The organism is Rhizobiaceae bacterium (assembly GCA_023953845.1).
GTDB lineage: Bacteria > Pseudomonadota > Alphaproteobacteria > Rhizobiales > Rhizobiaceae > Arvimicrobium.
The window spans coordinates 1,342,545-1,365,675 of sequence record JAMLJC010000001.1 but is presented as its reverse complement, the minus strand read 5'-3'; the positions used below and the strand labels follow the sequence as shown (position 1 = coordinate 1,365,675).

Annotated in this window: 22 protein-coding genes; 17 read left to right on the top strand and 5 right to left on the bottom strand. The window is 66.4% G+C overall.

What is annotated here, in order from left to right; translation table 11 throughout:
- The first annotated feature begins 37 nt into the window (after positions 1-37).
- From M9955_06835 to nirK, 16 genes are all read left to right on the top strand, one after another.
- Complete coding sequence (locus M9955_06835) at positions 38-1,462, top strand: multicopper oxidase family protein (GenBank protein ID MCO5081360.1); 1,425 nt, start codon at positions 38-40, stop codon at positions 1,460-1,462.
- A gap of 26 nt (positions 1,463-1,488) precedes the next feature.
- Positions 1,489-2,658, top strand: coding sequence for a beta-propeller fold lactonase family protein (locus tag M9955_06830; GenBank protein ID MCO5081359.1), 1,170 nt, complete (start codon positions 1,489-1,491; stop codon positions 2,656-2,658).
- 57 nt (positions 2,659-2,715) lie between these two features.
- On the top strand, positions 2,716-3,330 hold the full coding sequence (locus M9955_06825) for a Spy/CpxP family protein refolding chaperone (GenBank protein MCO5081358.1): 615 nt from the start codon (positions 2,716-2,718) through the stop codon (positions 3,328-3,330).
- Positions 3,331-3,390: 60 nt separating this feature from the next.
- Positions 3,391-3,669 carry a DUF2933 domain-containing protein gene (locus M9955_06820; GenBank protein ID MCO5081357.1) on the top strand — a complete coding sequence of 93 codons (279 nt, stop codon included), beginning with the start codon at positions 3,391-3,393 and terminating at the stop codon, positions 3,667-3,669.
- 3 nt (positions 3,670-3,672) lie between these two features.
- Positions 3,673-4,344, top strand: coding sequence for an isoprenylcysteine carboxylmethyltransferase family protein (locus M9955_06815; protein MCO5081356.1), 672 nt, complete (start codon positions 3,673-3,675; stop codon positions 4,342-4,344).
- 5 nt (positions 4,345-4,349) lie between these two features.
- Positions 4,350-5,714, top strand: coding sequence for an MBL fold metallo-hydrolase (locus M9955_06810; GenBank protein MCO5081355.1), 1,365 nt, complete (start codon positions 4,350-4,352; stop codon positions 5,712-5,714).
- Positions 5,711-7,261, top strand: a complete 1,551-nt coding sequence (locus M9955_06805; protein ID MCO5081354.1) for a thymidine phosphorylase family protein — start codon at positions 5,711-5,713, stop codon at positions 7,259-7,261. The genes M9955_06810 and M9955_06805 overlap by 4 nt, the downstream gene beginning before the upstream one ends.
- Positions 7,258-8,187 (top strand): ribose-phosphate pyrophosphokinase, encoded by a 930-nt coding sequence (locus M9955_06800; protein MCO5081353.1) that lies wholly within the window; start codon positions 7,258-7,260, stop codon positions 8,185-8,187. Before M9955_06805 ends, M9955_06800 begins: the two co-directional genes overlap by 4 nt.
- A complete protein-coding gene (locus M9955_06795; GenBank protein MCO5081352.1) occupies positions 8,184-8,639 on the top strand; it encodes a DUF411 domain-containing protein in 456 nt (151 codons plus the stop codon). The genes M9955_06800 and M9955_06795 overlap by 4 nt, the downstream gene beginning before the upstream one ends.
- A gap of 14 nt (positions 8,640-8,653) precedes the next feature.
- On the top strand, positions 8,654-9,187 hold the full coding sequence (locus tag M9955_06790) for an SRPBCC family protein (protein ID MCO5081351.1): 534 nt from the start codon (positions 8,654-8,656) through the stop codon (positions 9,185-9,187).
- A gap of 19 nt (positions 9,188-9,206) precedes the next feature.
- Positions 9,207-11,594, top strand: a complete 2,388-nt coding sequence (locus M9955_06785) for a phosphoketolase family protein (GenBank protein MCO5081350.1) — start codon at positions 9,207-9,209, stop codon at positions 11,592-11,594.
- A gap of 16 nt (positions 11,595-11,610) precedes the next feature.
- The gene (locus tag M9955_06780; GenBank protein ID MCO5081349.1) at positions 11,611-12,783 is read left to right on the top strand and encodes an acetate/propionate family kinase; all 1,173 of its coding nucleotides are present in this window, start codon (positions 11,611-11,613) and stop codon (positions 12,781-12,783) included.
- Positions 12,784-12,834: 51 nt separating this feature from the next.
- Positions 12,835-13,887 carry a type II glyceraldehyde-3-phosphate dehydrogenase gene (locus M9955_06775; GenBank protein MCO5081348.1) on the top strand — a complete coding sequence of 351 codons (1,053 nt, stop codon included), beginning with the start codon at positions 12,835-12,837 and terminating at the stop codon, positions 13,885-13,887.
- Between the two features lie 51 nt (positions 13,888-13,938).
- Positions 13,939-14,400 carry a hypothetical protein gene (locus tag M9955_06770; GenBank protein MCO5081347.1) on the top strand — a complete coding sequence of 154 codons (462 nt, stop codon included), beginning with the start codon at positions 13,939-13,941 and terminating at the stop codon, positions 14,398-14,400.
- A gap of 254 nt (positions 14,401-14,654) precedes the next feature.
- The gene (locus tag M9955_06765) at positions 14,655-15,098 is read left to right on the top strand and encodes a pseudoazurin (GenBank protein ID MCO5081346.1); all 444 of its coding nucleotides are present in this window, start codon (positions 14,655-14,657) and stop codon (positions 15,096-15,098) included.
- A gap of 61 nt (positions 15,099-15,159) precedes the next feature.
- Complete coding sequence (gene nirK, locus M9955_06760; protein MCO5081345.1) at positions 15,160-16,359, top strand: copper-containing nitrite reductase; 1,200 nt, start codon at positions 15,160-15,162, stop codon at positions 16,357-16,359.
- Positions 16,360-16,506: 147 nt separating this feature from the next.
- Here nirK and M9955_06755 read toward each other — a convergent pair whose 3' ends face one another.
- Together M9955_06755 and M9955_06750 are read right to left on the bottom strand one after the other, a co-directional pair.
- The gene (locus tag M9955_06755; protein MCO5081344.1) at positions 16,507-18,453 is read right to left on the bottom strand and encodes a cation-translocating P-type ATPase; all 1,947 of its coding nucleotides are present in this window, start codon (positions 18,451-18,453) and stop codon (positions 16,507-16,509) included.
- A gap of 74 nt (positions 18,454-18,527) precedes the next feature.
- Positions 18,528-18,761: a heavy-metal-associated domain-containing protein gene (locus M9955_06750; GenBank protein ID MCO5081343.1), complete on the bottom strand. Its 234-nt coding sequence runs from the start codon at positions 18,759-18,761 to the stop codon at positions 18,528-18,530.
- 110 nt (positions 18,762-18,871) lie between these two features.
- Between M9955_06750 and M9955_06745 the strand changes: the two genes are divergently transcribed.
- Positions 18,872-19,840: a LysR family transcriptional regulator gene (locus tag M9955_06745; protein ID MCO5081342.1), complete on the top strand. Its 969-nt coding sequence runs from the start codon at positions 18,872-18,874 to the stop codon at positions 19,838-19,840.
- 248 nt (positions 19,841-20,088) lie between these two features.
- Here M9955_06745 and M9955_06740 read toward each other — a convergent pair whose 3' ends face one another.
- The 3 genes from M9955_06740 to M9955_06730 form a co-directional block, all read right to left on the bottom strand.
- Positions 20,089-20,265 (bottom strand): hypothetical protein, encoded by a 177-nt coding sequence (locus M9955_06740; GenBank protein ID MCO5081341.1) that lies wholly within the window; start codon positions 20,263-20,265, stop codon positions 20,089-20,091.
- 218 nt (positions 20,266-20,483) lie between these two features.
- Positions 20,484-21,698: an MFS transporter gene (locus M9955_06735; protein ID MCO5081340.1), complete on the bottom strand. Its 1,215-nt coding sequence runs from the start codon at positions 21,696-21,698 to the stop codon at positions 20,484-20,486.
- The gene (locus M9955_06730) at positions 21,695-23,104 is read right to left on the bottom strand and encodes an FAD-dependent oxidoreductase (GenBank protein MCO5081339.1); all 1,410 of its coding nucleotides are present in this window, start codon (positions 23,102-23,104) and stop codon (positions 21,695-21,697) included. Before M9955_06730 ends, M9955_06735 begins: the two co-directional genes overlap by 4 nt.
- Positions 23,105-23,131: the final 27 nt, after the last annotated feature.

Below are 23,131 nucleotides of genomic sequence, written 5' to 3'. Positions count from 1 at the left end.
CCCCTGAAGGAGTCACGAACCATGAGAGCTTTGAACCATGAACATGATCACCCGGCGCCAGTTCCTGGCGTCTTCGGCGGCGTGCGCATTCGCTAGCGCTGCCGCGCCCCTGATCGTCTCGGGCGCGGCCCACGCGGCAACACCGACACTGCTCCGTGCCGAAAGCCGTATCATAGAGGTCGGCGGGCGCGCCGCCAAGATCTACGGCCTCGTGCGGGAGGGCGGGCAGCAGGGACTTGCCCTGCGGGCCGGCGAGGCCTTCCACGTCCGCCTGGAGAACGCGCTTGAAGCGCCAACCCTGATCCACTGGCACGGGCTTACGCCGCCCTTCGGGCAGGATGGCGTTCCGGACCTGCCCCAGCCCCTGTTGCAGCCCGGCGAGAGCTACGACTACGCGTTCCCGCTCGAGACCCCGGGCACGCATTGGATGCACGCCCACACACTGCAGGAGCAGCAGCTCCTCGCAGCGCCGCTGATCGTATCCGACCCTGCGGAAGCCGGGCTCGACGAGCAGGAAGCCGTCGTGCTGCTGCATGACTTCAGCTTCAAGGAGCCCGAGGAGCTCCTGGCAGGACTGACTGGCTCTTCCATGTCGGGCCATGGAGGGGGCCACGGCGGACACGGCTCGGGTGCCGGAGGCCACGGTGCCGCCATGGACATCAATGACATCGACTACGATGCCTACCTGGCGAACGACCGCACGCTGGACGACCCTGAGGTCTTCCGGGTCGAGAGGGGCGGATCCGTGCGGCTGCGCATCATCAACGGGGCGACCGCGACCGCGTTCTGGATCGACACCGGTGCCCTCGAAGGCGAGGCGATCGCGGTTGACGGAAACCCGGTGGTTCCCGTTCACGGACGGCGCTTCCCGCTGGGAATGGGGCAGCGGATCGACATCCGCCTGCGCATCCCATCCGAGGAGGGATCATGGCCGATCCTCGCGCTGCGCGAAGGAGCCGTCGAGCGGACCGGATTCGTTCTGGCAACTACCCGAGGCAGGGTCGAGAAGGTTGCCTCGGCCGGCGAGCAGGCCGCACCGCCGCTCGACCTCGTGTTCGAGCGGAAGCTCCGTTCGGCGCACGCGGTCCCGGAGGGCCTCGCGCTCCGGACTCACCCGGTCGTCCTGGGCGGGACGATGGAAGGCTACGTCTGGACCATCAACGGCAGGACCTGGGACGACCGCCTTGCCCTCCGGGTCCGCGCCGGCGACCGCGTGGAGCTGGCGATGCGCAACGACAGCATGATGGGCCACCCCATGCACCTCCACGGGCACCACTTCCAGGTGGTCGAGGTAAACGGACAAAGGTTCGAGGGCGCACGGCGCGACACGGTGTGGCTGCCGCCTGAAACGGCGGTCACCATCGCTTTCGACGCCTCCAATCCCGGCACATGGGCCTTCCACTGCCACCACCTCTACCACATGGCCGCAGGCATGATGACCGTCGTCGAATACGTCGGCTGAGCCGCGCGCAAAGAAAGATGAAGAACATGAAGACCACGAACACCAAGCGTCCGGCACGAGCCATTGCCGCAGTTTCTACCTTCCAAGCATCGATCTCCCGGCGGATCGCGCTGGCAGCGCTGGCTACGGCATCCGCGCTCGCGCTGCTCGGCCCGCTCGCCGCGGAAGCGAGCGCGGAGACCGCCTCCGCAGGCGTTGTCTACACCGCCGACGAGTACGGAAACTCCGTCAGCCGGATCGATCTCGCCGCGGGCAAGGTCGAGATCGTCCCGGTCGCCGTCACCCCGCATAACGTCCAGTTCGTGCCCAAGGCGGACAAGCTCCTCGCGGTGGGCACACCCGTCGGGAAGGAAGGAGGCCACGGGCATGCCGGAACGAAGGAGGAGGCCGGCCACGCGCCAGCCGAGGACGGACATGGCGGCGATGGCCACGGCGGCTCCGAGGCGGGCGGGGCACTGATCGTCCTCGATCCGGAAAGCCTCGCCTCGGGCCCCGTTCCCACGATCGACGTGGGCTCGCATCCTGCCCACGTGATCGCCGACCCCGCCGGGGAGCGCGCCTTCGTCTCCAACTCGGGCGACGACACGGTCTCGGTCATCGAGCTTGCCACGGGACGAACCGTCACCGAAATCGCCACGGGCGACTATCCCCACGGCTTGCGGATGAGCCCTGACGGCGGCACGATCTACGTTGCCAACGTGGAGGACGGTACGGTCTCCGTGATCGACGTGCAGGGCCTCAACGAAATGCACAGGATCGAAGTCGGCAAGGCCCCGGTGCAGGTCGGCTTCACGCCCGATGGCAGCCGTGTCTACGTCTCGCTGAGGGACGAGAACAAGGTGGCCGTGATCAACACGGCGACCCTGCAGGTCACCGACCGGATCGATGTCGGGCGCTCCCCGATCCAGATGCATGCCACTCCGGATGGGAAGTTCGTCTACGTGGCGAACCAGGGCAGCGAGACCGAACCCGACGAAACCGTCTCCGTGATCGACGTGGCGAGCGGCGACGTGGTGAAGACGATCACCACGGGCAAGGGAGCGCACGGCGTCACCGTCAGCGACGACGGCGCCCACGTCTTCGTCACCAACATCCTCGACGGCACCGTCTCCGAGATCTCCGTGGCCACGCAGTCCGTCGTCCGCACCCACGAGGTCGGCAAGGGGCCGAACGGGATCACCTTCCAGGCGCAGTGACCGATGTCCCGGGCGGCAATCCCGCCGCCCGGGCTTTTCCTCTCAAGGAGCACCTCCATGAACACCCTTTCCAAAACTGCTTTCGCGGCCGCGTTGCTGCTAGCGTTCCCGGCCCATGCCGAGGACGCGCATCACCCGGCTCCCGCCGAAACGACAGCCCCGGCCGCGACGGCCGCCCAGCCCCCGGCCTCCGCTCCCGATGCGGGAGCCGCGATGCCCGGCGGCATGACCGGCGGCGGGATGATGGGCGGGGACATGATGAAGATGATGCAGGAGATGATGGGCCGCCATGCGGGCATGATGCGGGGCATGATGTCCGGCGGGACCGGGATGCAGGACGGCATGATGGGGAAGATGATGGCTCCCGAACATGTCGAGGGACGGATCGCCTTCCTGCGCACGGAACTCAAGGTGACGGACGCTCAGCAGCCCCTGTGGGAGGCGGTCGCCGCCGCGCTCCGCGAGAACGCCCGCGCAGACGCGGGAACGATGCAGCAGCCAGCGGCTGACCAGGGACTGCCCGCGTCCCTCGAGAGACGCGAGCGACAGCTGGCGGCCCGGCTCGAAGCGGTGCAGCGGCTGAGGACAGCGGTCGAGCCGTTCTACGCCGCGCTCGACGATACGCAGAAGGCGGCTGCCGACAGCCTGCTGGCCCCGATCGGGATGATGTGATTGCCGCCGGGCGCGCGGCTGCCGCGTGCCTGGCTTCCAGCGAACGACAGGAGAGCGCCGATGACAGCAAACAGTCTTGATCGTCCCCAGGATACCCGGCCCGGTGGAGACGAGCGGTCCGGGTTCTGGAGGTCGAAGGCGAGCCTCGTCGCCATGGGCTTCCTGCTGATCGGCGCTTCCGTGCTCCTTTTCGAGCACAGGCTGCACGTCCTCGGCTACCTGCCGTTCGCGCTCCTGCTTGCCTGTCCGCTGCTCCATTTGTTCCTCCATCGAGGCCATGCTCACGGCGGGCATCATCGCTCTCCGGCGCGGCCGCGTGCAGGCGATGCGGAGGGGTGAGGCATGGAGGCGTCCCCTTCCGCCTATGGCCTCTGGAGCCTGGTGATGATCAACAGTGCGGTGTTCATCCTCTTCGCCTTCAGCTTCTCGAGGCCTCAGAGCAGCCGCGACTGGACTTCCTTCGGGGCCTTCAGCGCTTTCCTCATTGCGCTGTTCGCCGAGATGTACGGGTTCCCCGTCACGATCTATCTGCTGTCCGGATGGCTGCAGAGCCGTTATCCGGGCACGGACTGGCTCACCCATGACGCCGGGCACCTTCTGGAGATGACCCTCGGCTGGCGGGGGAATCCCCACTTCGGGCCGTTCCACCTCCTCAGCTTTGTCCTGAGCGGCGGAGGCTTCCTGCTGGTTTCAGCCTCCTGGCAGGTGCTATTCGAGGCGCAGAGGAACGGCCGTCTGGCGACCGACGGACCATACGGGTACGTCCGCCATCCGCAGTACGTGGGGTTCGTGCTGGTGCTGCTGGGATTCCTGGTGCAGTGGCCGACGCTGCTGACGCTCGCGATGTTCCCGGTACTCGTCGCGATGTATGTGCGGCTTGCCCGGCGCGAGGAGGCCGATGTGCGCGTCCGTTTCGGGGAGGCCTACGACCGCTATGCTGCCGGGGTCCCGGCATTCCTGCCCCGGTGGGCTAAAATCCTCGCCAAAGGCGGCGAGGCGAACGGACGGAGCTGAATTCCATGACCTTGTCGATTTCCTTCCTGGGAGGCGCGGGCACCGTGACGGGCTCGCGGTTCCTCCTCGAGCATGACGGTCGGCGCGTGCTGGTCGACTGCGGCCTCTTCCAAGGCCTCAAGCAGCTGAGGCTTCGCAACTGGGCGAAGTTTCCTGTCGATCCGGCGAGCGTCGACGCGGTCCTGCTGACGCACGCGCATCTCGACCATTCCGGCTACCTGCCCGCGCTTGTGCGGGACGGGTTCCGGGGGAAGGTCCATGCTTCGCACGCGACGGTGGAGCTGTGCGAAATCCTGCTGAAGGACAGCGGCTTCCTTCAGGAGAAGGATGCCGAATACGCCAACAGGCACGGCTTCTCCAGGCACAAGCCCGCACTTCCCTTGTACACGCTGAAAGATGCCGAGGCCGCCTTGCTGCACTTCCAGGCGCTGCCGTTCCACGAGCGCCGTGCCCTGCCGGACGGCCCCGAAATCCTGCTGAGGCGCGCCGGGCACATCCTGGGAGCTGCCTCGATCGAATGCAGATGGGGAGGGGTAAAGATCGCCTTCTCCGGGGATCTGGGCCGCTTTGGCGACCCGGTAATGGTGGACCCCGAAGCCGTCCCGGAAGCGGACTACGTGGTCGTGGAGTCCACATACGGGAACAGGCGCCACGACGAGAGGGACTCGCAGGACGCGCTGGCGGAGATCGTCAACCGGACGACGGCGCGCGGTGGGACGGTTATCATTCCCGCTTTCGCGGTCGGGCGCGCCCAGTCTCTCCTTTACCATCTCGAACGGCTGATTGCGTCGGGGCGCCTGTCCAACGTGCGCGTTTTCCTGGACAGTCCGATGGCGATCAATGCAACCGAACTGCTTCACCGCCACCTCGACGACCATCGGCTCACGCCTCAGGAATGCGAACGTACCTGCGGGATCGCGGAATACATCCGCGGTGTGGAGGAATCGAAGGCGCTCACCGCCAACCCGATGCCAAAGGTGATCGTCTCGGCGAGCGGCATGGCAACCGGCGGTCGCGTCCTGCATCACTTGAAGAAGTACGCGCCAGATGCCCGGAACACGATCCTGTTCAGCGGCTTCCAGGCTGCGGGGACACGCGGGGCAATCATGCTGGACGGGGCGGACCGCATCAAGATCCATGGCGAGTACATCCCGGTCCGGGCCGAGGTCGCCAACCTCCCGATGCTCTCCGCCCACGCTGACGCCGACGAGATCATCAAATGGCTGGGCGGCTTCCGGAGACCGCCCAGGATGACGTTCATCTCGCACGGGGAGCCCGAGGCGTCGGACGCGTTGCGCCGGCGCATACAGGACGACCTCGGCTGGCCGTGCCGCGTCCCCGAACATCTGGAAAAGGCGGTTCTTGAATGACTGGACAGAACAACCCGGCCGCGCAGGCGGCCCCGCGACAAGGCCATCCGCTGAGGGCACGTCGGCTGGGAATCCACACCCAGCACGAGGCCGTGGTCTTCATGCGGACCGACTGCCACGTATGCCGCTCGGAGGGGCTTTCCGCCAACTCCCGCGTATTGCTCTCGGCGAACGGCCGGGAAGTGATCGCCACGCTTTACCAGGTCTCCTCGGACATCATCGAAATCGACGAGGCCGGGCTCTCCGAGACCGCGTGGGATCACCTGCGGGCAGCGGACGGGGCGGCTATCTTCGTGCGGCATCCCGATCCGGTCGAGTCGTTCGGCAGGGTACGGGGGAGGATCTTCGGGACCCGGCTCGACGACCGTGACTTCGCGGCCATCCTGGCGGACATCTCCGCTGACCGCTACTCGGACGTGGAGCTGTCGGCCTTCCTCACGGCAACTTCCGCGTTCCCGCTCGACGATGCCGAGACGCTCGCGCTTACCCGGTCGATGGTCGAGATCGGCGACCGCCTCGACTGGGACGCGTCGCCCGTGGTCGACAAGCACTGCGTCGGCGGCCTGCCCGGGAACCGCACGACACCCATCGTCGTAGCGATCGCCGCCGCGCATGGCCTCACGATGCCGAAGACGTCCTCCCGGGCGATCACCTCTCCCGCAGGCACGGCCGACACCATGGAGACCCTGGCTCCGGTCGATCTCAGCCTTGCGGATATCCGCCGCGTCGTCGAGCAGGAGTCGGGCTGCGTCGTCTGGGGAGGCGCCGTGCGCCTCAGCCCCGCCGACGACATCCTCATCCGCATCGAGCGCGCCCTCGACATCGACTCCGAGGGGCAGCTCGTCGCATCGGTGATGTCGAAGAAGATCGCCGCGGGATCGACCCACCTTGTCCTGGACATCCCCGTCGGCCCTACGGCGAAGGTCCGGAGCGAGGCTGCGGGCAAGGCGCTCGCGGCGCGCCTGACCATGGTCGGCGAAGCCTTCGGGCTGAAGTCGGTGACGGTCTTTACCGACGGCTCGCAGCCGGTCGGCCGCGGCATCGGCCCGGCGCTCGAGGCCATGGACGTGCTTGCCGTGCTCCAGCAGGCACAGCACGCGCCGGGGGACCTGCGGGAGCGAGCCTGCACGCTCGCGGGCGCGCTGCTCGAATTGGGCGGCCGTGCGGAGCCTGGCGCAGGCAAGGCGCTGGCCGAAAGCACGATCGCGGACGGAAGAGCCTGGGCGAAGTTCCAGCGCATCTGCGAGGCCCAGGGCGGCATGCGGGTCCCGCCCGTGGCCCGCCAGAGGATGCCCCTCGTGGCTCCGCATCGGGGCACGATCCGCTCCATCGACAACCGACGCATCGCCAGGGTGGCGAAGCTGGCAGGCGCTCCCGGATCGAAGGCTGCCGGGGTCGAGATGCACGTCACGCTGGGGGCGGCGGTCGAAGAGGGGCAACCGCTCTGCACCGTGTGCTCGGATACGACGGGAGAGCTGCAATACGCGCTGGACTATGCCCGGGACGTCCTTGCGATCTTCGAAATAGAGAGGGAGCCCAGAACATGACACGGCCGATCGTTTTCGCTCTGCCAGGCAACGAATCCATGGCGGGGCGGCTCGGCGCCGCCCTCGGCTGGGAGATAGGAGTGCTGGAAACGCGCAACTTCCCGGACGGCGAGACCTACCTGCGCTTCGCGACCGATCCAAGGGACCGCGCCGTGGCGCTTGTCTGCACGCTCGACCGTCCGGACGACAAGTCCCTGCGGCTCCTGTTCGCGGCGGACGCCGCGCGGGACCTTGGCGCCTCGAACGTCGGCCTCGTTGCTCCCTATCTCGCCTATATGAGGCAGGATCGCCGCTTCCAGCCGGGAGAGGCGATCACTTCCCTCACCTTCGCGAGGATGGTCTCCTCGCACTTCGACTGGCTCGTGACCGTCGACCCGCACCTTCATCGCTATGCCAGCCTCGACGAGGTGTACGACATCCCCGCGCGCGCCGTCCGGTCCGCGCCGCTCCTGTCCGAATGGATCAGGGCGAACGTGAGCCGCCCGTTCCTGCTCGGACCCGACATCGAAAGCGAGCAGTGGGTCTCGGAGGTGGCGGGCGCCATAGGCGCTCCCTGGCAGGTGCTTCGGAAGACCAGGTACGGCGACAGGAACGTCGAGGTCGCCGTGCCTGACCTCGCCAACTTCGCCGGACACACGCCGGTCATCGTGGACGACATCGTGTCCTCGGGCCGGACGATGGCGGTCACGGCCGACCAGATGCGCGAACAAGGCCTGGAGCGTCCGGTCCTGGTCGCCGTCCACGCGCTGTTCTCGGAGGAAACCTACCGGGGTCTCAAGGAGAAGGCGGCGGCTGTCGTCTCGGCCAATTCCGTCATCCATCCCTCGAACGCCATCGACCTCTCCGCGATCTTGGCCGACGCTGTCGCCGAGGCCATGGGCGGCAGTCTCCCGATCAGCTCGAACAAGAAAGCGAATCTCCCATGAACACCTTCAGCAGATCATTCTTCGCCGCCCTCGCCGTGCTGGTCGCGGCGCCCGCGGCCGTGGCCGCCGCGGCCGAGATGACGGTCTACAAGACTCCCTGGTGCGGGTGCTGCCATGCCTGGGCCGAGGCGGTGGAGAAGGCGGGATACCAAGTCTCCACAGTCGACCTGGAAGACCTTTCAGCGATACGGAAGCAGGCAGGCGTGCCCGCCGAGATGGAAGGCTGCCACATAGCTGCCGTGAGCGGCTACTTCCTCGAAGGCCACGTCCCGCTCGAAGCCATCGGAAAGCTGCTCGAGGAACGGCCGGCGGTCGCCGGGCTGGCGGTTCCGGGAATGCCCCAGGGTTCGCTGGGCATGGGGGATGATCCCTCCGCCTCCTACGAGGTGTATGCTGTCCCGCGCCAGCCATCGGAAGCTCCTGTGGTCTTCTACAAGGCTGGCGGCGAATAGAGGGAGCAGCGGCAATGCCGGGCTTCGCGTATTCCGCGGCATCCACGCGCCGGATCGACGCGTCGGATGCCGACGTGTTCGGCTACCTGGACGACCACCGGAACCTGTCCGCCCACATGGAGCAGCGCTCCTGGGCGATGATGGGTTCGCGGATGAACGTCCACATGGATGCCGGAGGTACGCGGGCCGTCGGATCGAGGTTCGGCTTCGCCGGAAATTTCCTCGGGATTCCACTCGCCGTCGAGGAAATCGTTACCGAACGCGATCCGCCCCGCACGAAGGCTTGGGTCACCGTCGGCGAGCCGACGCTCTGGGTCATCGGGCGCTACAGGATGGGGTTCACCGTGGTCGCCGACGCCTCCTCGTCGGTTCTGACGGTGTCCATAGAGTACGACCTGCCGCAAGGCCGCGGCACGCGTGCGGCAGGTCGGCTGTTGGGCGGCTTCTACGCCCGATGGTGCACGGGCCGGATGGCGGCGGATGCCGCGCGGCATTTCGAAACACAGGACGCAACCGCGGGCCCTCGTGGAATGCGGCTAGGCGGATAGCGGAAAAGGAGCACTGGCCATGAAAGAAGACGCGCAAGCAGCCCGGGGAATGCTCTCGCAAGAGGAACTGCGTAGCATCGATGCCTACTGGCGCGCCTCGAATTACCTCACAGTCGGGCAGATCTACCTCCTCGACAATCCGCTCCTTCGTGAGCCGCTCAAGCTTGAGCACGTGAAGCCGCGGCTGCTCGGACACTGGGGGACATCGCCGGGGCTGAATTTCATCTACGCCCACCTCAACAGGGTGATCAAAGTCCACGACGCGAACGTGATCTACGTTTGCGGGCCTGGACACGGGGGCCCAGCCATGGTCGCCAACACCTATCTCGAGGGTGCCTACAGCGAGCTGAACCCCGATGTCTCCCTGGACGAGGCCGGGCTGCGGAAGCTGTTCCGCCAGTTCTCGTTCCCTGGGGGAATCCCGAGCCATGCCGCGCCGGAAGTGCCGGGTTCCATCAACGAAGGCGGGGAGCTGGGATACGCGCTGTCGCATGCCTATGGCGCCGCCTTCGACAATCCGGACCTGGTCGTTGCCTGCGTGATCGGCGACGGCGAAGCCGAGACGGGGCCTCTTGCGGCAGCCTGGCACTCGAACAAGTTCCTGAATCCCGCGCACGACGGGGCCGTGCTCCCGATCCTTCACCTCAACGGCTACAAGATCGCCAACCCGACCGTCCTTGACCGCATCCCGCGGGAGGAGCTGCGCTCGCTGCTAGTCGGCTACGGGCACGAACCGCTGTTCGTGGAGGGCGACGATCCTTCCGGGATGCACGAGCGGATGGCATCGGCGCTGGACGAGGCCTTCGGGAAGATCCGCCGGATCCAGGAGGATGCCCGCGGAACGAGTGGGACGAACGAACGTCCCCGCTGGCCGATGATCGTCCTGCGCAGCCCGAAAGGCTGGACCGGGCCGAAGGAGGTGGACGGCCTGAAGACCGAAGGGTTCTGGCGGTCGCACCAGGTGCCGCTTTCAGGCCTGGCGGGCAACGCCGAGCACCTCAGGATGCTCGAGGACTGGCTGCGAAGCTATCGCCCCGAAGAGCTGTTCGGAGTGGACGGCAGCCCGGTTCCGGAGGTCCTCGCCGCCACGCCGGCGGGAACGCGGCGCATGGGCGCCAATCCCCATGCCAACGGCGGGATGCTGCGCAAGAGCCTCGAGATGCCCGGGCTTGCTCCGCATGCCATCGAGGTCACCCGCCCCGGCGAGAGGAAGGCTGAGGCAACGAGGGTGATGGGCGGCTTCCTGCGCGAGGTGATGCGGGCGAACGAAGCCAGCCGCAACTTCCGCCTCGTCGGCCCGGACGAGACCGCTTCGAACAGGCTCCAGGATGTCTTCGAGGTAACGCCGCGTGCCTGGATGGAGGAGGTCCTTGCGGAGGACACCGATCTCGGTCCCGAAGGCAGGGTGCTCGAAATCCTTTCGGAACACACGTGCCAGGGATGGCTGGAGGGCTACCTGCTGACCGGACGGCACGGCCTGTTTTCCTGCTACGAAGCCTTCATCCACATCGTCGACTCCATGTTCAACCAGCATGCGAAGTGGCTGGACGCTTGCCGGGACATTCCGTGGCGGCGCCCGGTCTCCTCGCTGAACTACCTGCTGACGAGCCACGTCTGGCAGCAGGACCACAACGGCTTCAGCCACCAGGATCCCGGGTTCGTCGACGTCGCGCTGAACAAGAAGGCGGACGTGGTGCGCGTCTACCTTCCCCCGGACGCGAACACCCTGCTCTGCGTCACCGACCATGTGCTGCGCACGTGGGACCGCATCAACATCGTGGTCGCTGGAAAGGCGCCCTCGTGGCAGTGGCTGTCCTTGGACCAGGCGAGGGCGCATTGCGCCGCAGGCATCGGCATCTGGGACTGGGCTTCGGGTAACGGTTCGGGCGACCCCGACCTCGTGATGGCCTGCGCCGGGGACGTGCCCACGGTGGAAACGCTCGCCGCGGTCCAGATCCTGAGGGAACACATGCCTGGCCTGAACGTCAGGGTCGTCAACGTGGTCGACTTGATGACGCTGCAGCCCCGCGAGGTCCACCCCCACGGCCTCACGGACCGCGAGTTCGACGCGCTGTTCACGACGGACAAGCCCGTGGTCTTCGCCTACCACGGCTATCCTTGGACGATACACAGGCTGACGTACCGAAGGACCAACCACGGCAACTTCCACGTCCGGGGCTTCAACGAGGAAGGCACGACTACGACGCCCTTCGACATGACGGTGCTCAATGGGCTTGACCGTTATCACCTGGTGCAGAGCGTGGTGGAAAGGACGCCTGCCATTCGCGCGAGCGGCGAGAGCCTGCGGCAGATGATGCAGGAGAAACTCCTCGAGCACCACGACTACATCAGGGCGCATGGGCAGGACATGCCCGAGGTCCGCGACTGGCAGTGGTCGGGCGACTAGCAGGGAGGCCGCAGCATTGGCTCCAGCGATCCTGGCACTGAACGCTGGCTCGTCGAGCCTGAAGTTCGCGCTCTTCGAAAGGCGCAGCGGCCTGCCGCGCCTGATGAAGGGCAGCATCGAATCCCTCGATGCGAATCCCCGTCTCCGGCTTTCCGGAGGCGGGGAGCCTCCTCGGCAACGGGACCTTGGCAGAGGACCGCTTGACATCGGGACGGCGGTCGGGATCGCCGCCGACGAGATCCGTTCCAGCGGCATCGCCGAGCCTGATGCAGTAGGCCACCGGATCGTCCACGGAGGGCGGAGGTTCACGTCTCCTGTGCTTCTTGACGATGAAGTCGTGGAGGAGCTGCGTCGGCTGGTCCCGCTGGCTCCGATCCACCAGCCGCGGAACATGGAAATCGTCGACTCCTCGAAGAGGATGTTTCCGCGCGCCGCCCAGGTCGGATGCTTCGATACCGCCTTCCACGTGGAACGGCCGGCCGTCGCCACGACCTACGGGCTTCCGCGCGAGCTGTCGGAATCGGGCGTGCGCTCATACGGCTTCCACGGGGTCTCCTACGCTTACATCGCTTCCGAACTAAGGAAGTCGTTCGGTCCTGCAGCCGGAGGCAAGGTGATCGTCGCCCACCTCGGAAGCGGCGCCAGCCTCTGTGCCATGGCAGGCGGCAAGAGCGTGGCAACGACGATGGGCTTCTCGCCCCTCGATGGCCTGGTGATGAGCACCCGATGCGGTTCGCTCGACCCTGGCGTGGTCCTGTACCTGCTGCAGGAGCGAGGCATGCGGGCCGAGGAGGTCGCCAGGCTACTCTACCATCAGTCAGGCCTGCTCGGAATCTCCGGGAGCACGGGGGACATGCGGCGGCTGCTCGAATCCGACAGCAGCGAGGCGCGCGAGGCGGTTGATGCCTTCGTCTACCGCGCCGGACGGGAAATCGGGTCCCTTGCCGCCGCGCTCGGCGGACTGGATACCTTGGTCTTCACCGCAGGCATTGGCGAGAACTCTCCGGCCGTCCGCGGGTTGATCGGAGGGGCGACCCGGTGGCTGGGCGTGCAGGTCGACCCCGACCTGAACCTCAGGGGCGAACGCTCGATCAGCAGCCCGGAATCGAAGGTTCGAGTCCTGGTGATACCCACCGACGAGGAAGCGGAAGTCGCGCGGGAAGTGCTTCGGCTGCTTCCAGGAGCGTAGCGGTTATCGCCGCGGCTGCACATGGCCAGCCCGGATCAATGGAGAACGAAGATGACCAGCAGGAAGACCAGAGTGGCAGTGAATGGCTACGGCGTGATCGGCAAGCGGGTGGCGGAAGCCATCGTCCTCCAGGATGACATGGAGTTGGCGGGGGTGGCCGACGTCGCTGCGGACTGGCGCATGCAGGTGGCGAGCGGCAAGGGCTTCCGGATATACGCCGCACGTCCCGAAGCTTCGGCTGAGATGTCAGCCAGCGGCATCGAGGTCGCGGGGAACCTGGAAGAATTCCTCGCGGACGCCGACGTGGTGGTCGACTGCACTCCGAAGAAGGTCGCCGCCGCGAACATCGAAACCTACAGGGGCATGTCGAAGAAGTTCATCCTCCAGGGAGGCGAGAAGCACGACGCGACGGGACACTCCTTCGTCGCCGAGTGTTCCTACCAAAGCGCCCTGGGACGCGATGCGACCCGCGTAGTCTCCTGCAACACTACGTCGATCGTCAGGACGCTGTCCGCCTTGAAGCGGGCCGGACTGCTCCGCAAGGCCAGGGGGACGCTGCTGAGGCGCGCGACCGATCCTTGGGAGAGCCATCTTGGGGGCATCATGAACACGATGGTGCCGGAGCGTGACATCCCAAGCCATCAGGGACCCGACGCGAAGACCGTGGATCCCGATCTCGATGTCGTCACGATGGCCGTCAAGGTGCCGCAGACGCTGTCCCACCTTCACTATTGGAACGTCGAGTTGACGAGGCCGACTACCAAGGCGGAAGTGTTGGACGCGTTCCGTGAGTCCTCCCGGATCGCCCTGGTGCGGATCGACCGTGGCCTTGCCGCCTTGAACGCCGTCAAGGAATGGATGCTCGATATCGGCCGGCCGCACGGCGACCTGTACGAGGTCGCGGTGTGGGAAGACATGCTGAAGGTGGAAGGCAACGAACTCTACTACGCCTACATGGTGGACAACCAGGCGATCGTCATTCCGGAGACGATCGACGCCATCCGTGCCTTGGCCGGAGTCGAGACCGACGGGAGGGCATCCATGGCCCGCACTGATGCCGCCCTCGGCATCGGAAGGCTGGCGCATCCCAAAGAAGCGAACTGAAGGCCATCGGCTGCTTCGCGTCGGCATCGGCGCAGGAGGTGCAGGAATCCAATGTCAGCGGAGTCATGGTCGCGCTTTCCCGAGGCACCGTTGGCGCTCTTCGCGTTTCTCCTCCATTTCGCGTGGGAGATATTGCAGGCTCCTGCCTTCGAAGGCATGGCCGAGATGCCGCATTGGCAGGCAGCGAAGCTCTGCCTCTCTGCGACGAACGGCGACGTGGTCATAACGCTCGCCGCCTTCTGGAGCGCCTCGCTCGTCGCTGGGTCACGGCACTGGGTAGCGCGGCGGCGCCCTGTTCCCGTGCTGGCCTATATGGCGGTCGGACTTGCCGCGACGGTGGTCCTTGAACTCTATCACACATCGGTCAGCCACCGATGGAGCTATTCCGATCTAATGCCCCTTGTTCCACCGTTCGGAACAGGTCTTCTGCCGGTTCTACAATGGCTGGTCATTCCTCCGATAGCGCTGTGGCTGGCAAAGCGGCATCTCGCATGCCAGAATGACCATGGCTAAGGGCGCATGGCGGGTGATGCAGGCCGAAACGCGGGGTTACAGGACACCCATGTCCCGCGGTCTACAGCGTCCCGGCTTGCTCGGGACCCGGAGCTGCCGACACCTCCCGCCGTGCTCCTGCCCCAGCGATCGTCGCTCAGCGGAACTTAGCTAGGAGGGGTCCGTTAGCCAACGTGTGCCGCCGTGGTTCACGGCGCTATGTCTACTCAACGACGCAGGAGGGAAAAAACGTGAAGCGACTTACCGCAGTTGCCATGGTTGCCGCAGTCTCGGGGCTTGCCTGGAATGGAGCGCTGGCTGCCGAACACGAGGTCCGGATGCTGAACAAGGGGCCCGAGGGCCAGCCGATGCAGTTCGATCCGGCCTTCCTCAAGATCGAGCCGGGCGACAGCGTGAAGTTCGTGGCCACCGACAAAGGGCACAATTCGGAATCCATCAAAGAGATGCTGCCCGAAGGCGCCGAGCCGTGGAAAGGCAAGATCAACGAGGAGGTGACCGTCACTTTCGATGTGGAGGGAATCTACGGCTACAAGTGCCTGCCCCATTTCGCGATGGGAATGGTTGGACTGATCCAGGTCGGCGATGGCACGGCCAACCTTGAATCGGCGGAGACGGCGAAACTTCCCGGAAAGGCAAAAACCCGCATGGCCGAACTCACGGCCGAGGTCGGTTCCGGGACTGCATCGGGCGGCGACTGACCCACGGAGTGGGCCGCGCAGGTCAGGCCAACTTCACGAAAATTCCAATGGAGAGTCGAACATGTCAGAGAAGAAGCCGTCGGTGCTGTCCGAACAGTCCGACGAGGACCGCGGGTCCGTAAGCCGGCGCAGCTTGCTGGTCGGTTCGGTGGGAGCGACGGTCGGAGGCCTCTTGACGGCCGATGCCCTGGCGCAGACGGGGGGCACCGATCCAACGCATGCGGGCATGGAGCTTGCCCAGTCGGGCGGCACCCAGGCATCCCGGCACAGGACCTATTCGGGCAGCCTGAGCAACCGCATCTATTCGGTCAATCCAGTCCATCCCTCCATGGCGGACATTGCCGAGAACCCGACGAACATACCCCCTCCCCTCACGCGGCGGGAACCGGCTACGGTCCGTGTTGATCTCGAGACCAAGGAGGTCGAAGCCCACCTCGACGAAAAGGCCATGTTTCGCTTCTGGACGTTCAACGGCACCGTGCCCGGACCGTTCGTGCGGGCACGGGTGGGCGACACGGTGGAAGTGCACCTGAAAAATCCCGAAGACAGCTGGATGATGCACAACGTGGATTTTCATGCCTGCACCGGGCCCGGAGGAGGCGCAGCCGCGACCACGGCCGCTCCGGGCGAGGAGCGCTCCTTCACCTTCAAGGCGCTGAACCCAGGCATCTACGTCTATCACTGCGCCGTGCCGCCCGTCGCCCTCCATATCGCCAACGGCATGTACGGCCTCATCCTCGTGGAACCTGAGGACGGCTTGCCGCCTGTCGATCGTGAATTCTACGTCATGCAGGGGGAGATCTACACGGAGGAACCGTTCGGCAGCAGCGGGCTGTTGACCGAGAGCTACGAGAAGCTCCTCAACGAGCGGCCGGAATATTTCGTCTTCAACGGCCATGTCGGTGCGCTGACCGACCACTATCCGCTGAAGGCGAATGTCGGCGAGACGGTCCGCATCTATTTCGGCGTGGGTGGGCCGAACTACACCTCAGGCTTCCACGTCATCGGAGAGATCTTCGACCGGGCGTACCAGCTGGGGTCGGTCACCAGCCCTCCCATCACCGATGTCCAGAGCATTTCGGTTCCCCCCGGGTCGGCCAACATCGTGGAGTTCAAGTGCGAGGTGCCCGGCCGCTACGTCCTGGTGGACCACGCGCTTTCGCGTGCCGAACGAGGCCTCGCAGGCTACCTGATTGTCGAGGGGCCCGAGAACCTGGAGGTCTTCAACGCGCCCCCGAACGAGCACGACAGCGGCCACTGAGTTCGCCGCCTGGCAGGCTCGGACGACGAGCCGGGCGGTGCCGAGCGAGGGCTGCCCGGCGGAGGACTTTGGCGCATTGAAGCCTGCGTATCCTGTGTGACGGAGTCGTAGCCCCTGCGACTGGCGCAGGGGCTACGGCCATCGAACTCAGGTCCTGGCCGCTGCGGCTGCGGTCGGCGCAGGCATTCCCTGATCGGCGTTCGAAGGCTTTGCCGCCCTCGGGACACGCAACAGCCGCATGCCGTTGGCGATGACGATCAGCACCGACAGCTGGTGCACCAGCATGCCGCCCGCCATGTGGACATTGCCCGAGAACACTCCGGCGAGCAGGCCCGCCACCGTCACCAGCGCGATTGCCAGGTTCTGGCGCATGTTACCAAGCGTCGCGCGCGAGATCGCCATGGCCTCCGGAATCTTGCCCAGCTCGTCCTTGAGCAGAGCGATGTCGGCGGTCTCGATGGCGACGTCACTCCCCGCAGCTCCCATCGCGATGCTGGTGTCCGCCGCGGCGAGCGCGGGGGCGTCGTTGATGCCGTCGCCGACCATGGCGACATGCGCGCCTTCGGCTTTCATGCGGCGGATCAGCTCTAGCTTGTCCTCGGGCATCAGACCTGCATGGACCTCGTCAATGCCGACCTCGCTGGCGATGGCCTGCGCCGCGCCATGCTGGTCGCCGGTCAGCATGACCACGCGGCCGATGCCGATGTCGCGCAGGCGGGCGATGGCCTCCCTGGCGCCCTCGCGAGCCATGTCGGACATGCCCAGCAAGCCGATCAGCCTGCCGTCCGCCGCCACCAGGATTGGCGTCTGCCCGGCCTTAAGCAACTGGCCCAGCGCGGCCTCGCCTTCCGGACCCAGCGGGATGGCGAGCTTCTCCATCAGGCGGCGGTTCCCGGCGGCAACCTCGCGGCCTTCGATGCGGGCGCTGATGCCCATCCCGGCATGCTCGTCGAGCGTCTCGGGCGTCGGCAGCGGCCCCTGCTGTCGGCCAGCCTCTACGATCGGTCGGCCTAGCGGGTGGTCCGAGCCGGCCTCGGCCGTGGCGGCGAGACGCAGCAACTCGTCCTCGGCCATTTCGTTCAGTGCTATCACCGTGGCCAGGCGCGGCTTGCCTTCGGTCAGCGTTCCTGTCTTGTCGAGCGCCAGCGTGTCGATCTTTCCCGCGCTCTCCAGATGCTGGCCGCCCTTGATCAGGATGCCGCTGCGCGCAGCCCGGCCGATGCCCGCAACGATCGACACGGGCGTCGAGATCACCAGCGCGCCGGGGCAGCCCACGACCAGCAGGGTCAGCGCCAGCCTTATATCCTGCGTGAAGGCGAAGGCGAGGACAGCAAGCCCGATGATCGACGGCGTATACCACTGCGCGAAGCGCTCAATCATACGCTGGCTCGGTGCCTTCTCCTCCTGGGCTTCCTCGACGCGCTGGATGATGCGGGCGAGCGTGGTGTCGGCCCCGACATTGGTGGCGCGGATGCGCAGCAGGCCGTTCTCGGCGATGGTGCCGGCATGAACACGGGAACCGGGCGCCTTTTCGGCCGGCATCGGCTCGCCAGTGATGGCGGCCTCGCTGACCGCGGCCGCGCCCTCGGTCACCTCGCCGTCGACGGGGATGCGCTGCCCTGCCTTGACCAGCACGGTCTCGCCGATGGCGACTGCATGGGCCGGAATCTCGACCGCCACGCCATCGCGCATCACTGTCGCGGTCGCGGGAGCAGCATCCAGCAGCGCCTTCAACGCCCCGCGGGTCTGGCCCATGGTGCGCATCTCCAGCCATGCGCCGAACATGAACAGGAAGGTGACGGCGGCGGCCTCCCAGACTTCGCCGATGGAGAGCGCGCCTACCGCGGCGATCGTCACCAGCAATTCGATGCTGAGATGCCGGACCTTCAGCGCCCGCCAGGCCCGGATGGCGATGTCCGATCCGGCAATGAGGGCGGCCGCGACCATCAGCGCCGCCCACAGATCGATCATGCCGAACCCATAACGCGCGATCAGGCCGACCGCGATGAGGCCGCCGCTGCCGATGGTGAGCCAGAAGCGACGCCTCGCGGGATGTGCGATGGCACCCCTTATCATCGCCAGGAGACTAGACATTTCATCCACCCTTTCATTGGTATTGTTGGCAAGCATCCGCCGCGCCTGTGGGGACGCGGCGGAGATCGAGGGCATCAGAAGGCGGAGGGTCGGGCCTCGTAGCCGACACCGCGGATCGCCTGGACCAGCGCGTCGACGTTCGTCCGCCCCGGATCGTGTTCGACCTCGATCTTTCCGGTGTTGAAGCGGACGGCGGCCGTCTCCACGCCCGGCAGGTCCCGCAAGGCCTTCTCGATCTTCGGCACGCAGGACGGGCAAGAGAGTTCGTCGCTGCGAAGGACGGTTTTGGTGGTGGTGTTCTGGAACATGATCTTCTCCTTTCGCCTGGCTCGGCATCCTGTTGAAGCCTTGCCTCGACTGGGAACATAGGCTGTGCGAGAGTGCAGCGGGATTGGCGATCTCTGAAAGGTGCCTTTGCATGGATGCAAGGCGGGAGAACTGGGACGACCTGCGTGTCTTCCTCGCCGTGGCGCGGGCGGGTTCGCTTTCCGGCGCCGCGCGCACGCTCGGCGTGAACCACTCCACGGTATTCCGCCGCATCGGCGCCTTCGAGGCGGAACTGGGCGTCCGCCTCTTCGAGCGGCAGCCGGGAGGCTATCTGCTCACGCCAGCCGGAGAGGAGCTGCGTGACGGTGCCCTTCGCGTCGAGGAGGAGATTGCAAGCCTCGGCCGCAAGGTGACCGGGCAGGATCTGCGCCTCAGCGGCGCTGTCCGCATCACGACCATCGACATGCTCGCCTTCGGCCTGCTGCCCCGGCACCTCGCCGCGTTCCGCAAGGCCTATCCGGGCATCGAGATTGAACTCGTGGTCGGCAACGTCGCCCTCAATCTCAGCCGCCGCGAGGCTGATGTAGCGCTGCGCGTCGGCAACGCGCCCGCCGAGACCCTGGTTGGGCGTCGCGTCGGGCGGCTCGCCTTTGCCGTCTACGCCAGCGCCGACTACCGGGCCCGGCATCCGGAGCCTGATCTAGCGCAGCATGACTGGATTGGCTTCGATTCCGAGCACGAGGCGCTCGTGCGCCGCGTCGCCCGCTTCCTCCCGGAGGCAAAGCCGATGCTGCGCACCAACTCCGTCGCTGCCGCCCTCTCCGCCGCCCAGGCTGGCATGGGGCTTGCGCCGCTGCCCTGTGGCCTTGCCGATCTCGAGCGTGCACTCGTGCGGATCGCCCCGCTGCCCGAGGACTTCACGCTGGACCTGTGGCTGCTGACCCATGAGGATCTGCGCCAGACCGCACGCATCAGGGCGTTCCTGGACTTTCTCGCCGAAGCATTGGCGCAGGAAGCACCCTTGTTAGAGGGGCTGCGGGCCGGACCTATGTCGGAGACGGCACACAAGCCAAGCTCCTCGAAAGGTTCGCGTAGGGTGAGCCTGGGACACCGTTCTTAATCTTGAATAGCGCTTGAGACCCGAGGGATTCCACCAACCTGACTTCTGGCGGACATCGGTCGCCCGAAGCGGAACGGCTATCCATGACCAGGTCAGCGTATGAGGAGCGGGGCCAGGTTCATGATGGCGTGAAATTAGCGAACAAGCCGACGGTCATTATCCCGATACGCTTCTTGTTCGGGAGCTTGCCATGCGGCGGTCACGCCATGGGCCTTGGACCTTCAGGCCTTCGGGAACGAGATATAGCCTCAGTCGACCTCCTGGCTCTCAATCCAGTCCGACGCCGGCATCTCGTCCGTCGTCATGAGGGTGAACAGCGGGTCGAGGGGACGGAATCCTTCCGGCCAGTCTATCCCCTTCAGGAGCTTCGTCACCGCACCGACCACGATGTCCCTGGGCTCCTGCAGGCGGTCAGGCGAGGCCAAGACATCGACGTTGTCGCCAACGTGCGGCCCAGCATGGATGTGGGAACTGGACGGGCAGCGCGTCCGCGACGTTGATCGGTGCCGGCCGCACGGCCCGGGAACTGGCACCTAGCACAAAGGGCCGCTCTCGAGGTGTGATCCACCACATCCTTGGACAGGGACGTACGCCTCTGCCTCGCAGACGTGTCCCGCATCCAGCTTGGGCCGCCGTTCGCGAACTAGGAGATCGTCCGAGCCGAGGCGAACCAGAATCCCCCACACAAGGTCAGCGATCCGGCAAAGATGACAGCGAGCACCGCCCCGTAGCCGCCGCTCGCCTGCCAGATGACGGCGGCCGCCAGCGGCGCGACTGCCTGCATGATGTTCATCGGCGCGACGAGCGATCCGTTGACCGCTCCGTAGGCTTCGCGGGTGACCATCTCGGGAACCGCAAGTCCGCGGACGATCGTGATCATGCCGTTGGCGGCACCGTAGAATGCGGCGATGGCAGCGATGACTGCGACCTGCGGCGGCGCGTATGCGAACCCGATCACCGCCATTGGAAAGACGATCACGATTGCCGATCCCAGCTTCCGAACGGGAGCCTCGGAGGCGAAAGCGCGGATCAGCACCCGGCCTGCCACCTGCGCGGGACCGATCACCGCCAGCACCATCACCACGCCCGAGGAGTCCAGTCCGCGCTCCAGCAGCAGCGGATAGAAGTGGTAGGTCAGTGACGAGAAGGCCGCCGCGTAGGATATCCAGGCGAGCATGAGGCCCCAGTAGGCGGGCCTGCGCATCGCCGCACGGACCGCGGCACGCCCGGCGAGCGGCGCCGACTCGTCCGGATGGTGCACGCGGACCGGAGCGTCCTTCTGGGGATCGATTGCCAGGAGGTAGAGGCCGCCGCACACGACGGCATTGACGGCGGCCATGACAAGGAGCGCGCCGCGCCACCCCTGCGTGTCGATCAGGAACTGGATGACGGGGATGAAGACAGTGCTGGCGAAGCCACCCCACAGCGTCAGGGCGGTGATGCCCTTGCGCGCGCCAAGCGGTCCAACCCGACGCGCGATCACGGCAAAGGCAGGCTCGTAGAGCGTCGCCGCCTGCATGCAGCCGAGCACGGCCAAGACCGCGTAGAACGCCACAATGCTTGTCACCTGGGACCAGGCGGCCAGCAACAGGCCCGCGACAACAGATGCCCCTGTCATCAGGTAGCGTCCGTGTCCGCGGTCGATGGCGGCCCCGACCGGATATGCCGCTAGTCCCGCCAGCAGCATTCCGCAGGTAGCAGCTCCGTAGAGTTCCGTCTTCGACCAGCCGAGGTCCGTCCGCATCGCCTCCGCAATCAGCGGGAAGCCGTAGAACAACGTCCCCCAGGAGCATATCTGTGCCGCTCCGAGGGCGCTGATGAACCATCGGCTGTCACCCGTATCCGGAACTGCCGTCAAGGCGCGCTCTGGCAGCAGGCGCTGGCGGCAACGGGTGCTACGGGCTTCCCCGAGCACCCGCATCCGGCCTCGCCTTCCGCCTTGGCGACCGCGTCATCAACGCAGCATGCGTCCACGTCTGACGGGGCTGCGCCTCCGCAACAGGAGGATGCGGAAGCCGCCGCGGGAGCGCTGCAGACACCTGTCTCGGGAAGCACCAGACGGACTTCGCGCGCGGCAACCTGGTCTCCTGCGATTTCCGCGACCACCGACCTCGCCTGCTCGTAGCCCGTGGCCATCAGGAAGGTGGGGGCGCGGCCGTAGGACTTCGACCCGACGATGACCAGGCCCGGCTCCGGATGGCTGAGCTCGTCGATCCCGTGCGGAGGGACGGTGCCGCAGGAATGGAAGTTGGGGTCGATCAGCGGGGCGAGCGTCGGCGGCGCCTCCACGGCGGGATCGAGGGCTAGGCGGACCTCGCGGAGGAAGGAGAAGTCAGGGCGGAAGCCGGTGGCGACGACGATGCGGTCGACCACCTCCATGACAGGCACGCCGCCGAGCGTTGCCTCCACCAACAGGCGTCCACCTGTGCTCGTGACGCGCTCGGCCGCGAACGGAGCGAGAATTATTAGCCGTCCGGCCTTGATCGCGTCCCTGGCCGCAATACCGAGCGCCCCGCGCTCGGGGAGCTGGTCGTTCAGCCCGCCGCCGACGAGCTTCTCGAGGCGGTTGCGCCGAAGCGCCCAAAGGACTTCGGTGTGGGGAGCCTCGGCCTGGAGTTCGAGCAGCGCGAGCGCGACGTTGATGGCGGAGTGCCCGCTGCCGACGACGAGGACCCGCTTTCCCTCGTAGGCTTGGCGATCCGCGCCTGCCACATCCGGAATCCCGTAGGTGATCCGGTCTGAAGCCTCGACCTCACCGGGAACGGGCAGGCCATCGACGCCCATGGGGTTGGGCCTAGACCAAGTTCCGGACGCGTCGATGACCGCCCTTGCAAGCATGCGCTGCTCGCCCGCGGCATCGCGGTAACGGACAACGAAGGGAGCGTCCGCACGCCCTTCGTTGGACATCAGGTCATGGCCGAGCCGGGTGATGCCCGTCACCTCGGCTCCAAGGCGCAGCCCGTCGGCGATGGCGGGCACCTTGGACAGCGGCTCGAGGTAGTCCCTCACGATCTCCTCGCCGGTCGGCAGATGCTCGCCCGCCGGAGCGGTGACGCCATTGTCCGCCAGCAGCGCTCGGGCGGCCTTGTCAACATTGTAGTCCCACGGCGAGAAGACGCGGACATGGCCCCACTCCAGGACCGCCGCGCCTACGCGCACTCCCTTCTCGAACACGGCGGGACGGAGACCGCGCTCGACAAGCCGGGCCGCGGCGGCCAGTCCGACTGGTCCGGCCCCGATGACGGCGACAGGAAGATCGGGCATAGAAATCGCATTCACTTGGCTCTCCTT